The following is a 16,094-nucleotide window of genomic DNA, read 5'->3' as shown; positions in this document are numbered from 1 at the left end:
GGGCAACTACAAATAAATTAGTGTTAGGGCAGGTAAAGGTGGATGAGAAATCAAATGAAATTACGGCAATTCCAGAATTAATCAAAGTATTAGAACTATCTGGTTGTATTGTGGCAATTGATGCAATCGGTTGCCAGAACGAGATTGTGAAGTTAATTAGCCAACAAAATGCAGATTACGTAATTACCCTTAAAAAGAATCAAGGTAATCTTTATAATGAAGTAGAGCAACTATTTAAAGCAGAGATGGTAATGAGAAGCGTGTGAAACGGGGAATCAAAAATAAACAGTTTTTGGCAGCAATGGACAATAACTATTTAGAAAGAGTTTTAGCTTGAGCGTAAACTAACTTGTCAATAATTTAGTTAAGATTGTTGCTTATTTTCAAGGATGAGTTTACTTATTTATGGCTGAATAGTTAACTAATTTATCCTTAAATAAAAGTTCTTTTATTAGAGATAAGTTAATTTATACGATTGCAAAAGAATCGATTTACTTTGTTTATAACCTTGTCAAGTTTTGCACTTGTATAGATGACTTTGAAATCCTTATTAGTTTTTGTTAGGAAATAAGGTGCGTTTCCCCTGCTTGAGCCCTCATTCTTTCGTTTTTGCTCGTCCAGCGTTCGTCTTCTAACAATTATCCCTCAAACTCTTTCACTGCAAGCGTTTCCCATTTCTGGATAAATCTAATTAATCTGTCCGACTTTTCAAACACCCTCTTAGAATGAAATAGCGCTGGGTCTTAACCTGGCAGGTGTTGTTGTACCCAAAGTACAGCGTGAATGCGATCGCGTAAACCCAATTGACTGAAGATACGCGAGACATAATTCCTGACGGTTCCTTCCGTTAAATGTAGTTCATGAGCAATTTCTCGGTTATTTTTTCCTTGACCCAAAAGTTTTAAAACATCCAATTCGCGCTTACTAAGCAAGTTTTGATAATTAACCTCTAAAGTTGAATTACCGGATTGTAATTGCGTAAAAACTTTTGGTGCAATTGTTGGGCCCAATTGACTATATCCCAGATACACTGAGCGAATTGCTGTAGCAATTTGTTCAATTGGGGTATGTTTGAGTAGATAACCTAGCGCTCCTGCCCTTAATGAATGCCAGATATACTCATCATCATCAAACGTAGTCAGAACTAAAATTTTTATCCAAGGGTAACGTTGAATAATTTCTTGAGTAGCAATCACCCCATCACAAATGGGCATTCTTACATCCATTAGAATAACATTCGGTTGCAATTGCTTTGCTAAAGCAATTGCCTCTTTACCGTTGCTTGCTTGTTCTATCACTTCCAAATCGTCTTCGCTAGACAATAATGTAACTAAGTCTTGCCGAAAAATTTCTTGATCGTCAACAACTAAGAGGCGAATCATAGTGGAATTATGATTTTAATTTGCGTACCTAGCCCTGGAGTACTCTTAATTATCAGATTACCACCAAGCAACTCTACTCGTTCTATCATGCCTTTGAGTCCTAAACCTGAATATGGCATTGTGTGGTCAAAACCTTGACCATCATCTCTAAGTTCTAGCAAAATTCCTTCAGGTGTAGACTTTCCTCGAAAAAATACTTGGGAAGCACAAGCGTGTTTTTGAATATTAGTTAATCCTTCTTTTACAATACAGTAAATGTGGTGGCTGTTTGATAAGGGAAGTTGTGGTAAATTAATTTCCCGTTTAATATTAAAAGCTTGATTGTAGCGCAACTGTTCCACTAAAGTAGTCAAAGCTTGGTTGAGATTGAAGTCAGTTTGCCGCATTGTTTTTAGTGAGCGACTAACATCCTCAATGCATTGACTAGCTAGAAACTTTGCTGTATCAATTGCTTGAGAGACACTATCGATATCATGTTGGCGTAACTTCTGTTGGGCAATTGCGAGCCTACTATTAAGATTGGTTAAACTATGTCCTAGCGAATCATGAATATCCCGTGCAATTCGAGTGCGTTCTAGAGCAGCTGCTAAAGTCTCTACTTGTTGGGTTAAAGCTTCCGCTCTTTGTCGGCTTTTCTGTTCAGAAATTATCATGAAGCTAAAAGCTATGATGAAGGGAATACTAACAAGATTGTTTGAAAAATACTCAATAATAACTAATTTTATTTGCTTAGATTCCTGTAACATTTCACATAAATTAGCTTGAGCTTTGACTGATCCGGGTACAGCTAATATGGATGTTAATATACCTAATGATACTATTAATATGACAGTTAATAATAGATTTTTGCGATTCAGTAAAAAACAGCTTTTAGCAATATATAGGTAAAAAAATAATTCCAATCCGGTGCCGATAAACTTTACAGATAGAGCAAGCAAGATTCCTATTAAAATGTATATTTCTCTTTGCCAAAGTGGACGCTCAATCGGAAAAAATAAACTTAAAACTGCATATCCAACAAGACAGGTTATCACATATAAAGTTGTTACTGTAGATATCTGAAAAGTTCCATCAATTATGCAACCTAAGGTAATTCCAGCAATCATTATCCATTCTACGTAACATAAAGCCCAACGGAATGATGGGGAAGGGTTCATAATCAAATTCATAACTCGAAAATTAATTGAACATCAATTTCAAAAGACTGACACAAGAAAACTGAAGATAAAAAGCTCATGATATTAATATATAGTGGTTCCCGACCTGTAAGGTATGCTTCCAAAGCTAGCTTGCGCCCATGTATCTTTTACCTATAAACGGTTTGCCAAGGTGGGAAGTCCTCTGGTAAGACTCTCCATGTACATCCCTCTCTATGAGATGCTACGCGAACGCAAAGCACATAAAAGCTTGCTGCACTAAAAATACAATAGATCGTTCTGTTTGTCTCATAGCATAAAATTTGTCATATAAATTGATCAAACTTATTTAATCTATGCCTAGCGTATACAGAAGAGTTTAAACCCACCTTAATGTTGTCTTAACAAAAACTCATAAAAAAGATAAAACTACTTGGAGATCGCTAAGTAACAATTTGTGACAACAGTTTGATGATGATAAATAGTTCCTACTTTACAGCGCTTCCGGCTATTATGCAATATAGTTTTCTCCTTGCCCCTCTCCTATCATCGCTTTCAGCTTTTAGGATGTACCTCATAGCTGACGAAAGTGCTGTAATTACGTACTAAGCTGTTGTGCTTTTAATTTGCACAAACAGCATTCCCCTTAAAATTATTATCATTATTGTTAATGGAATTGGCATTTTAATTATTAGTTAAGCATAACAAGTACTGAAGAGCCATTTTTAATGACCTCTTAATCTTTTTTAAATATATTTACTGTACTGTATTATAAACAACTTAAGAGTTAAAAGATTTAGACCATTTAAGCTTATCTACTCCTAAACGTTACGGCAGCTATCTTAAGTTTATTTTTAAGGTGATGTCATGTTAGAAACTAACCCCAATTTTGACTTTTTTTTGGAGCAGAATCAAAGCCTAGTGCCTGTCAAGGATAACTTAAACAGTAATTTAGAACTCAGTTATCCGTTACATGATCGTAGCAGTACCTTTTTTGCTTCTAATATTGATTACAAGCACGTTGACAGCAGACAACTACCAGATAGCTGGAACGATGACGGTACAGTTTTTAGAGGGAGCATAGGTAATGACAAGCTCAATGGTAGCTTCGGTGATGACACACTCTATGGATATTCAGGTGAAGACAGACTCATTGGCAATAGAGGTGACGATCTACTTAATGGCGGTACAGGCAAAGATTATCTCAATGGTGGCAAAGGTAATGATACTTTAATCGACTACGGCGGCGGCGACTTGATGAGTGGAGGGAAAGGATCTGACCTTTTTTGGTTAGGTAATTGGAGCCAGCCTAATACTCCCACCATTATTACAGACTTCCAGGTTGGAATGGATCAAATTAAAGTGGGGCACTTGGGAGCTAGATTTGACAACTTAACTATTCAAAACTGTAGAGGCCAAAACAATCAGAAACAAACCACAATTAAGGAGCAAGGACATATACTGGCTGTGCTTTTGGGAATTGAAGCCTCTCATTTAACAGCTAATAGTTTTATTTTTGGTAACTATAAGTTAGCCATGCAACTTCAGAATGCTGTGGATAAGAATCTCAAGAATTCTGATCTCCCTGGTGCAACAGTAGCAGTTATTACTCCAGATGGATTCACGTGGGAAGGAGCTAGTGGCGTTTCTGACTTGACAAACCAAAATCTGATGTCGCCTGACAAAATCTTCAACATTGGCGCTCTTACTGAGACATTTACAGCAGCTACAGTGTTGAAATTGGCGGAAAAAGGAACACTAAGCCTGGATGATACTTTGGGCAAATGGTTGCCTGATATTACTCAAAATATTTTACATGGGGAAAGCATTACAATCCGCCAACTTTTAAATGGCACAAGTGGGATTTATTATTACAGAGAAGATGAGCAGTGGCGGTTCGATATCACCACTGATTTCTTGAATGGTTCAACTAAAAATTGGAGTTCAGAGGATTTAGTCGCTTACACTTACGACAAACCACGCTTTTCAGGAGAGGCATCTTCATCAGTGTGGACATATCCAGGAACAGGAACTGTTTTAGCCAAGCTGATTGTGCAGAAAGCTACAAATTCTTCATTTCCTAATGTGATGCGTGAACAGGTTTTAAAACTTTTAGGGCTTAACAATACCTTTTTTAGTGGAGAAAATCAACTTAGTGGTAAATTGGCTAGGGGTTATCAAGATGCACTTGATGCAGATGGGAATATTGGTGAAGATGGGATTCTTGAAGACTTCACTGATACTAATCCATCACTATATTTAGCTTCGGGAACGCTATTTTCTAGCAGCCAAGACATAGCCCGGTTTTATCAAGCTCTATTTAGTGGTGAATTGCTGAAATCAAAGAGTCTCAAAGAAATGCTGACTTTCGTGAATGAAGGTATATCTTATGAGGGTAATCAGTATGGACTGGGCGTAGCTAGTTTTGAAAATTCTTCGCAAAGAGAATGGGGTAAGGGTGGTGACAACCCTGGATATAGTAGTGAGATGCGTTACTTTCCCGATCAGAGCGATGCAATAATTGTTACATTAGGGAATGGAGGTAGTAATTCTGATACAGGAGGTGTAGTCCCGATCTTAGACGGGACTTATAAAGTAATTTTTGGTAGTCGGTCATAGCCGAATAGCACCAAGAAAAGCCGAAACGCTTGTACTTGAAAGTTTTCGAGGAATATTTATACTCATGAAAAATCATGTTTAACTCAGAATAGACAAGTAGTTGAGCTATTTTGATGATCGAAAAAATTATCTAGATAATCCTAATGAAACAAAATCAAGTGATTGGGCAATACCTTTGCCAAAATAAGAGCCTACTAAAATTTTGGCAAAAATGCCAAAAAGACTGATACAAGGGCCTTTAGTTTACAAGGTAGTTTGGAGACTCGAACCCTTTACCATGCAGGTGATACGTAAAAAAAAGCTTGCGGTAAACCTTGAAGTAATTTTTAGGACTTATTATTTTTGCCGAACCCAAGAGACAAGGGAGTTAATATATCAACTTACCCTCGTAAATGGGCAAAGGTATTGATTGGGGTGGTAATTAAAAAGCCAATTTTTTTACAATTATAAATTCTTATATGAAAAGAATCATTGCAACATAAATAAGAGCCTCTGTTGTTTCAGGTAAAACCTCATAATCTTTCTTAACCAGCGAGACCAGTTGAACCAAAAGTTGTTTCAACTTTTCCTAATTTAGGAAATACAACAAATTCTTTCTGTTCTGGGTGTCGCGTAACTACACATTTCATTACCATTATATCTGAGGTTTAGCTGTACCTCAATACACTAGGAAGCACTATAAAGGTTGTTCCTATCGGGTGTAATTTCCATATTACAGTTAGGTATGTAAATTATTAATAACATTGAATTGCACTAATTTTTTTACAGGTTGCTAACTGCCAAAGGAACTCAATGATGAACAAATCCAACTTTGAACTACCTATTAATTGTTATACATTCGTGGATCTTCTCCGCTGTAGAGCACTCCAGCAGAATGAACAGGAGGGTTACATATTTCTGCGGGGCGGAGAAATCGATGAGCTCCATTTGACTTATAAGCAGCTAGACTTTCAAGCTCGCACAATTGCCGCACAGCTTCAAAATATTGGCGCGTCTGGAGAAAGAGCTTTACTGCTCTACCCATCAGGATTAGAGTTCATTACCGCCTTTTTCGGATGCTTGTATGCAGGTGTAATTGCTGTTCCCGCCTATCCACTCCGGCGTAATCAAAAAGTGAGTAGATTACAAGCAATCATCACAGACTGTCAAGCGAAGTTTTTACTAACAACTACATCAGAGTTAGTCAATTTGGAGAACCGATTACAAGAGAAACTAAAATTACCAGAATTGTGTCTGCTGGCAACCGATGGCTTGAATATTGATTTAGCATCAAATTGGCAACAACCGACTTCTTTAGATAGCAGTAGTCTCGCTTTTCTTCAATACACCTCGGGTTCTACAGGAATGCCAAAGGGTGTGATGGTTAGTCATAGCAATCTGTTGCACAATTCCGAGTATATCAAGTCAGCTTTTGAACTCACACAGGATAGTATTTCAGTAACTTGGTTGCCTAGTTTTCATGATATGGGATTAATTGATGGGTTGCTCCAGCCTTTATACACAGGTTTTTTGGGTATTTTCATGCCACCAGCATCCTTTGTTCAGCAACCGATGCGATGGCTTCAGGCTATTTCCCACTACAGAGCAACCCATAGTGGTGGGCCTAATTTTGGTTATGAACTTTGTGTCACCAAGATTACTCCAGAACAACGAGAAAGCCTAGACTTGAGTAGTTGGTGTAGTGCTTATAGTGGTGCTGAACCTGTTCGTCGGGAAACCTTAGACAAGTTTGCTGCCACATTCAAAGCTTGTGGTTTTCAAGCAAACTTCTTTTACCCCTGTTACGGCATGGCTGAAGCCACACTCATGATTTCTGGAGGAGGCGTTACGGATGAGCCAGTTTACTATACAGTTGAGGCAGAAGCATTAGAAAAAAAACGGCTTGTGCAAGTCAGTAACGATACTACCAGAGTTAGACATTTGGTAGGTTGTGGACATGCATGGCTTGATACAAAAATTGTTATTGCCGATCCTCAATCGCTGACTTCATGTGATACTGACCGAGTAGGAGAGATTTGGGTATCAGGTCTGAGTGTAACTCAGGGCTACTGGAATCGACTAGATTTGACCAAGCAAACCTTCAATGCTTATTTAGCAGATACCGGTAATGGCCCATTTTTGCGAACTGGGGACTTAGGTTTTTTCCGGAATGGACAGTTATTTATCACAGGTCGGCTTAAGGATGTCATTATTATTAGGGGTTGTAATCATTATCCTCAAGACATTGAACTCACGGTAGAACAAAGCCACTCAGCATTACAGTTTGGTTGCGGAGCTGCCTTTGCCATAGATGTGGAAGGTCAAGAGCGGTTGGTAATTGTTCAGGAAGTACGGCGCAGTTACCTGCGTTTACTAAACGTGAATGAGGTGATTGAAGCTATTCGTAAAGCAGTGTCAGAGCAACACGAATTACAAGTTTATACTGTATTGTTGCTTAAAACTGGAAGTATTCCCAAGACTTCTAGTGGTAAGATTCAACGCTATGCGTGTAAAGCTGAGTTTTTAGCTGGAAGTTTAGATGTAGTAGGACATTGGAATGCAAATAATTTCTCAATAGAAGCATCCCAAAGCAATTCCAACCTTTCTTTAGAAAGTTTCACAGACCATGTATTTGACAAGATTTCAAGTAACGAACAAACTAACTTTTTAGAGAACATCTCCACTCCTAATGCTCAATCAATTCAACACTGGATAATAAATTGGTTGAGTAAGACATTGAAAATAAATGCTCAATTTATTGAACCCAGTAAGTCTTTTGCTGAATATGGAGTAGATTCACAGATGGCAGTAGAATTAGCACAAAATTTAAAAAATTGGCTAAAATCTCCTCAAGAGATTGAGCCAACCATAGCTTGGAGTTTTCCTAGTATTGAATCTTTGTCAGATCACTTAGCTAATGAATTAACTTCAAATATATTGGTAGCTTCATCTTTAGCTTTAGAGGTAACGCGAACAGATGTCAAGCAATCTGTTAAAAAACTTGGTGTTTTTTCACTAGAACAAAAAATTGCTACAGAGGTAGAACAACTTTCTGAAGTGCAAGTTCAAGCGTCAATTGCTCAAGAACTCGCAGCAATCGAAAATTTGCTAGAGGGTATCCATAAAAAAAATCTTAAGAAATAGGAAAACCGAGTGTCAAAGTAAGAGCGAACGATGGCAGTAGCGGGTGTTAAATAAAATAAAATCGATGATTCGAAAAAGATAGCCACGAATATGATTTATTATTGAAAACTTCCGATTGCTATGTATAGGAGTTACAGATATCTTGTGAAAGGAAATAATCGATGACCTATTATACTGCCGAAAATCATCCAGAACAGTTGTCTTCATCACAACGATTACTAATTGCCCTTAAGGAAGCAAAAACTCAACTCGAAGCAGCAGAGTATCAAAAGCACGAGCCAGTAGCCATTATCGGAACAGGATGTCGTTTTCCAGGTGGAGCTAACAATATAGAAGCATATTGGCATCTGCTGCAAACTGGGTTAGACGCAATTACAGCAATTCCCGATGATAGATGGGACATCAATACTTTTTACGATCGCAACCCTGAGACCCCAGGGAAAATGTACACCAAGTACGGTGCATTCTTAGAGGGAGTAGATGGATTTGAACCCAAATTCTTTAATATTTCTCCTAGAGAAGCGATCGCCATAGATCCCCAACAACGGCTACTATTAGAAGTAAGTTGGGAAGCACTGGAGAACGCAGGACTTGCAACCCAGCAATTACAAGGAAGTAAGACAGGAATATTTATTGGTATTGGTTCCGAAGACTATTCTCAGCTAACAATCAATTCTGGGGATTTTACCCGTATCGATCCTCACAGCAGTCTGGGAAATGCTCGTTCAATTGCTGCTGGGAGATTAGCATATATTTTTGGTTTTCAGGGCCCATGTCTGCAATTAGATACTTCTTGTTCTTCTTCTCTACTAGCAGTTCATTTAGCCTGTCAGAGTTTACGTGCTAAAGAGTCGAATCTCGCATTAGCAGGTGGTGTAAATTTAATCCTATCGCCAGAAACCAGCATTGGTTTGTGCAAGCTCAAAGCCCTATCAGTCGATGGTCATTGTAAAACTTTTGATGCTGCTGCTGATGGCTACGGTAGAGGAGAAGGGTGTGGTATTATCGTACTGAAACGCTTATCTGATGCGATCGCAGATCGAGATAATATTCTGGCTGTAATTCGTGGTTCAGCAGTCAACCATGATGGTCGCAGCAATGGGATGACTGCTCCTAATGGTTCTGCTCAAGAAGCATTAATTCGGGAGGCACTAGAAAATGCCAAAGTAGAGCCGAATCAAGTTCAATACGTAGAGGCTCACGGAACCGGCACACCTTTGGGAGATCCAATCGAAGTTTTTGCTTTGGAGAAAGTGCTTTGTCAGGGACGCTCAGAAGATAACCCTTTGACTATTGGTTCAGTCAAAACTAATATTGGGCATTTAGAAGCCGCCGCCGGAATAGCAAGTCTGATCAAGGTAGTACTGTCTCTCCAACACCAGCAGATACCACCTCATCTGCACTTTCACAAGCCAAATCCATATATTCCTTGGGAGCGCCTACCAATAGTAGTTCCTCGTCAACTTATTCCTTGGTCAACACAAGAACCACGACTAGCAGGCGTGAGTGCTTTTGGGATGAGTGGAACCAACGTTCATTTGATTCTCGAAGAGGCTCCCAAAATTGAACCTGTATATTTAGAAGCCGAACGTCCTTTTCATCTTTTATGCTTGTCAGCCAGAAGCGAGAAAGCACTACATACCCTAGCAGGTCTTTATCAAAGTTACATTCAGTCTCATCCACAAATAGCTCTTGGGGATTTTTGTTTTACAGCCAACACAGGGCGATCGCATTTTGAATATCGTTTAGCTGTAGTTGCCGAATCCACTAAGCAAATGGCTGAAAAATTAGCTGGTTTCATCACCAAAACTGATACTACTGGACTAGTTAGAGGCCAAATAGATAGCATAAATCGCCCAAAAATAGCATGGCTATTTACAGGACAAGGCTCTCAATATATAGGTATGGGTCATCAACTTTACGAAACTCAGCCTACTTTTCGTCAAGCTATAGACCGTTGCGATCAAATTCTGTCTTCTCATCTAGAAAAACCCCTCCTAGAAATTCTTTATCCAGGAAACAATGAGAGTTACCTTCTGAACGAAACTGCCTATACCCAGCCTGCAATATTTTCTTTGGAATATGCTTTAGCTGAGTTATGGCGTTCTTGGGGCATCACTCCCGATCTAGTCATGGGACATAGTGCGGGGGAGTATGTTGCCGCTTGCGTAGCTGGAGTTTTTAGTTTAGAAGACGGACTCAAACTAATTGTACACCGCAGCCAACTAATGCAATCTTTACCTAGCAATGGTGCAATGGTAGTAGTGTTTGCAGATGCAGATATAGTTAACAAAACTTTAGCTGAGTATCACCGAAAAATTCACCTGGCCGCAATCAATGGAGTGCAAAACATTGTTATTTCTGGTGAGAAAGAGGCTGTAGAGTCTGCCGTTGAACAGTTTAAGTCTCAGGGAATTACCGTACAGTATTTACAAGTATCTCACGCCTTCCATTCACCACAGATGGAGCCGATACTTGACGAATTTGAGCGTCAAGCACGACAAGTACAGTTTCAGACCCCACATATTGGCTTAATTTCAAATCTCACGGGTCAAATATTCTTAGCAGAAGAAATCCCAGATGCCAACTATTGGCGTTGCCATCTCCGCCAAACTGTACAATTTGCCACTGGGATTAACACACTACACAATCTTGGGTGTAACATCTTTTTAGAGATTGGGCCGCGTCCTACCCTAATTAGTATGGGTAAAAGGTGTCTCGGTCAAGCAAAGCATTCTTGGATACCTTCACTACAGCCCGAACAAGAAGATTGGCAGGTACTTTTAAACAGCTTAGGTAAATTGGCAGTTCTAGGTGTAGAGATTAACTGGACAGAATGCGATCGCCACTATCAACGTCGCCGTCTTTCTTTACCGACCTATCCCTTTGAGCGCCAACGTTATTGGTATGAGTTTGACGATAAGCACAGAAATGGAAATTTTATGAATGTTCAAAAATTAGATACCCCATTGACTCAGGCAGAAGTTGATCTCAGCACAATAAATACACATCAGGAAATTATTCTGCCTAAATTACGTGTCCTTATTGCCGAACTACTACATATAGAAACAAGTAAAATCAATATTCATGAACCGTTTCTAGAAATGGGAGCTGACTCCCTCGTACTTATGGAAGCGGTAAGAACTATAGAGAATGCTTTTGGAATTAAAGTTGCAATTCGTCAGTTTTTTGAAGAGTGTACGACTATAGATTCTCTGTCCACCTACATTGATAAAAATATCTCTCCAGAATGGGTGTTAAAAAATTCTCCACAGCCAAAGCCCGAGTTAGACGGTTCATCTCCAAAATTAGCATCCCAAATAGCTACAAGCCTAATAACAGATACTGTACAACCTAAAATTGCTCCTCCTGTCGCACCACAAAAAATAATACCAGCATCTATAAATGAAAATGGCATAGTAAATAACAAACAAACAATAGCAGTGTCCGAGACCGCACTAGAACGAATTATTGGCCAGCAGTTGGAAGTAATGACGCATCTAAATGCGAGTCAACATGAACTTATGCGCCAACAGTTGGAAGTTTTACGTAACAACCCTTTATCCATAGGGATATCCTTAGAACCTCATAACAAGTCGCAGTCAAATGGAAAAATTGATACACATCAACTCCAAATTGCGCCTGAACAATCAGTACCTACTCCTAGTTATCCTAAGAATGCAGCATCTATTCAACCTCAAGCAAATCTAGATCCGACAAGAGTTAATGGAAAATTAAATCTACAACAGCAGCAGCATCTACAAGCACTGATTACACGTTATAACCAGCGCACTCAGAAATCTAAACAACAAACACAAACTGAACGGCAATATTCAGCTGATAGAAGAGGCATAGCAGGTTTCCGTTCAGATACAAAAGAAATGTGCTATCCCATCATTGGCAAGCAAGCACAAGGCTCTAAAATCTGGGATGTAGATGGTAATGAATACATAGACTTAGCAATGGGATTTGGGGTGTATTTGTTTGGACATGATGCACCGTTTATCAAAGCAACTTTAGAAAATGAATTGCAACAAGGAACTCGAATCGGCCCTCGTTCAGAACTAGCAGGAGAAGTAGCAAAGTTAATCTGTGAACTAACAGGTGTAGAGCGAGCCGCCTTCTGTAACTCTGGGACGGAAGCTGTAATGACGGCAATTCGTTTAGCGCGAACCGCTACAGGACGTAGCAAAATCGCCATATTTGCCGGCTCATATCATGGTCATTTTGATGGCACTCTAGCTGTAGGACAGAAAGTTGAAGGAGAATTACGTTCAGTACCACTTGCTCCAGGAGTACCCCAACATATCACAGATCATATTTTGGTACTCAATTATGGTGATTTTGAATCTCTAGAAACAATCAAAGCTCACAGTGAAGAATTAGCTGCCGTGCTAGTTGAACCTGTACAAAGTCGAAGACCTGATTTACAACCAAAAGAGTTTTTACAGCAACTCCGACAATTAACTTCCGAGACAGGAATAGCATTAATCTTTGATGAGGTGCTTGTAGGCTTTCGCATTCACTTGGGTGGCGCACAAGCGTGGTTTGGTATCCAAGCAGATTTAGTCACCTATGGCAAGATAATTGGTGGTGGTATGCCAATTGGAGTTGTAGCTGGCAAAGCTGCATACATGGATGGCATAGATGGTGGAATGTGGAACTTTGGTGATGCATCATATCCTCAAGCAGAAACTACCTACTTTGCTGGCACTTTCTGTAAGCATCCTTTAACAATGGGAGCAGCACGAGCTATACTCCAGCAGATGAAAATGCTTGGAACATCAGTTCAAGAGCAATTAAATGATCGCACATCAAAGCTAGCCGAAACCCTAAATACATACTTTCAGCAAAATAATGTCCCATTACGAATGGTGAATTTTGGCTCACTATTTCGCTTCACTTTTAAGGATAACTATAGCGTTTTTAACCAACCATTAGAAGTAGATTTGCTGTTTTATCACTTAATTGAAAAAGGAATTTATATTTGGGAAGGACGTAATTGTTTTATATCTACAGCACACACAAATGAAGATATTGAACTTGTAATTCAGGCTTTTAAAATAAGTGTAGAACAGTTGCAAACAGCAGGCTTCTTTCCTCCTTCACTTTCAGTAGAATTAAACACTTTAGATAGCTCATATTTAACTACCTCCTTAGCTGAATCTGCAAAATTAAAGTCTGTTAATATCGAAGCTCCAGTTTTAAATAAACAAATTGACAAATTAACTCAATCAAACCCAAATCAGCAACAGGGTTTTTGGGAACGGAGCCAATATAAACCTTCTCTTACTACTAATAAAGTTCCCGAAATAAAATTTAGCCAAAATAGTAAAAAGACAATTGAGTTTAGCTTATTTTATTTTGGTCAATATGATTCCGAATTCGTTTCAGACAAATATAACCTGTTGTTTGAAGGAGCAAAATTTGCTGACGAACATGGTTTTACAGCTTTATGGGTTCCTGAGCGTCATTTTCATGCTTTTGGAGGATTTTCGCCTAACCCATCAGTAATTAGTGCTGCACTTGCCAAAGTAACCCAACGGATACAACTGCGCGCTGGTAGTGTTGTTTTACCAATACACCATCCAATTAGAGTAGCTGAAGAGTGGTCAGTAGTCGATAATTTATCGCAAGGTAGAGTCGGCATTTCTTTTGCTTCTGGTTGGCATCCTAATGATTTTGTGTTTGCACCTGATGCCTACGGCAAACATCGTGATCTGATGTTCCAAGAAATTGCAACAGTGCAAAAACTTTGGCGCGGAGAACCTATTCAATTTCGAGATGGTGCTGGAAAGGATATAAATATTAAGCTTTTTCCCATGCCAGTGCAGCCTGATGTGCCTATTTGGATAACTATTGTTAATAATCCAGAAACCTATATTAAGGCTGGTGAAATAGGTGTAGGCGTTTTAACAAATCTTATGGGTCAGACCGTTGAAGATTTAGCCAAGAACATCAAGCTATACCGTGAATCTTTATATCAACATGGTCATGATCCCAAGTCTGGCCATGTAACAGTGTTATTGCACACATTTGTTGGCGAAGATATTAATATTGTCCGGAAAAAGGCTCATCAACCTTTTTTCAAATATCTTCAAAGTTCAATTGGACTTTTGCAGAATTTGGTCAAGAGCCAGGGTTTAAATATAAGTTTTGAAACTTTGACTGAAGATGATAAAAATTACCTTTTATCAGTTGCTTATGAACGTTATGTGCAAACAAGCGCCTTGATTGGAACGCCAGATTCTTGCTCAAAAATCATTGATCACATGATGGGAATTGGCGTTGATGAAGTTGCTTGTTTGATTGATTTTGGAGTTGATGCTGACTCTGTATTACAAAGTCTATCTTATTTAAACTTATTAAGAGAGCGTTACGAAGCTCAAGATACATCTGAGCTAATATCTACACTACCTAATCAAATAGTTAGTGAAGCCCCTCTGACTCAAGCACAAAAACAACTCTGGCTTTTAGCCCAAATAGGAGAAGATGAGTCAAATGCTTATAACGAATCTATTATGCTTCAGCTACAAGGTTGTTTGCATTTGTCAGCAATGCGTAGCGCTTTCAAAAAACTTGTAGCTCGTCACGAAGCATTGCGAACAATTATAGATTTATCTGGTGAAATTCAGCTAGTTTTATCTGACATATTCATAGAAGTTCCACTCATTGACTTATCGAATATTGATGCTAGCGATCGCCAAACTAAAATAGATGAATGGTTAGAACAGGAGAATCAACAAAGTTTTGACCTGGTTCGCGGTCCCCTATTACGGATAAATCTTCTGAAGTTAGAGGAAGAACTACATCTACTAATTATCACAGCACATCACATTATTATTGATGGCTGGTCAATTGGTTTGATGTTGCAAGAGGTAGGTGCATTCTACTCAGCAGAGTGTCAGGGCAAAGTTTTTCAGCCAGAAGCACCACTACAATTTAAAGAATATATACACTGGCAGTTATCGCAAAGTCAGAGTGCTGAAATAGCTAAACAACAAGCCTATTGGCTAAGAAAATTTGTAGACTCAGTACCAATTTTAGAACTACCAACAGATCGCCTGCGATCGCCTGTAATGTCCTATAAGGGAGCCAGAGTCAGTATGAAGGCTAATACCAGCCTTTATGCTGCACTCAAAGAATTTAGTAAAAAGAATGGTTGCACGCTATTTATGACCCTATTAGCGGGCTATATGACCTTGCTACACCGACTGAGTAATCAGGATGAGATTATAGTCGGTATTCCCGTAGCGGGTCGAGGACTTGCAGGTAGTGAAAAGATGGTAGGTTATTGCGCTCACTTACTGCCAATATGCAGCTATCTTGATGGTTCGCCGACTTTTTTGGAATATTTGGCTAATATCAAGCATATCTTGTTAGATAGCTACGAAAACCAGGATTACACTTTTGCCCAGTTACTTGAACAGCTAAATCTACCGCGAGATCCTAGCCGCTCTCCTTTGGTCAACGTAACATTCAACCTAGACCGACCACAAGTAGTGCCAACAATGCTAGGGCTGGAACTAAGCTTAGTTCCCTATCCTAAAGGTTATGTGCAATATGACATTGATTTGAATGTCATAGAGTTTGGGAATGAATTGCTAATGGAGGTAGATTATAGTACTGACTTGTTTACAGGAGAAAGCGTCACATTGATGCTAGAAAATCTGCAAACCATCCTAGAAGCAGTAACCAGTAACCCAACCCAGAAACTAAGTGAAATACCATTAATATCAGAATCACAAAAACAACTTCTACTAACTGAGTGGAACCAAACCCAAACAGAATACCCAAAACATCTGTGCATACATCAACTAATAGAAACAGTTGC

General features: G+C 39.0%; 5 protein-coding genes and 1 pseudogene. 4 read left to right on the top strand and 2 right to left on the bottom strand.

Annotated features, from left to right (window positions below; genetic code table 11):
* Positions 1-239: pseudogene (locus tag H6G97_RS32905) on the top strand (ISAs1 family transposase); the annotation flags it as partial.
* A gap of 504 nt (positions 240-743) precedes the next feature.
* Here H6G97_RS32905 and H6G97_RS32900 read toward each other — a convergent pair.
* Together H6G97_RS32900 and H6G97_RS32895 are read right to left on the bottom strand one after the other, a co-directional pair.
* Positions 744-1,382 carry a response regulator transcription factor gene (locus H6G97_RS32900; protein ID WP_190944651.1) on the bottom strand — a complete coding sequence of 213 codons (639 nt, stop codon included), beginning with the start codon at positions 1,380-1,382 and terminating at the stop codon, positions 744-746.
* Positions 1,379-2,539 (bottom strand): sensor histidine kinase, encoded by a 1,161-nt coding sequence (locus H6G97_RS32895; protein WP_190944650.1) that lies wholly within the window; start codon positions 2,537-2,539, stop codon positions 1,379-1,381. Before H6G97_RS32895 ends, H6G97_RS32900 begins: the two co-directional genes overlap by 4 nt.
* A gap of 846 nt (positions 2,540-3,385) precedes the next feature.
* Between H6G97_RS32895 and H6G97_RS32890 the strand changes: the two genes are divergently transcribed.
* The 3 genes from H6G97_RS32890 to H6G97_RS32880 all read left to right on the top strand — a co-directional run.
* Positions 3,386-5,137, top strand: a complete 1,752-nt coding sequence (locus tag H6G97_RS32890; protein WP_190944649.1) for a serine hydrolase — start codon at positions 3,386-3,388, stop codon at positions 5,135-5,137.
* Positions 5,138-6,064: 927 nt separating this feature from the next.
* Entirely contained in the window at positions 6,065-8,260 is a 2,196-nt protein-coding gene (locus H6G97_RS32885; RefSeq protein WP_338421884.1) for an AMP-binding protein, read from the top strand.
* A gap of 161 nt (positions 8,261-8,421) precedes the next feature.
* A partial coding sequence (locus tag H6G97_RS32880; protein WP_190944648.1) for a type I polyketide synthase occupies positions 8,422-16,094 on the top strand: 7,673 nt, incomplete at its 3' end.

This window comes from Nostoc flagelliforme FACHB-838 (assembly GCF_014698065.1).
GTDB classification, from domain to species: Bacteria; Cyanobacteriota; Cyanobacteriia; order Cyanobacteriales; family Nostocaceae; genus Nostoc; species Nostoc flagelliforme_B.
The sequence above is the reverse complement of the archived record's forward strand: the minus strand, read 5'-3'. Positions and strand labels throughout refer to the sequence as shown.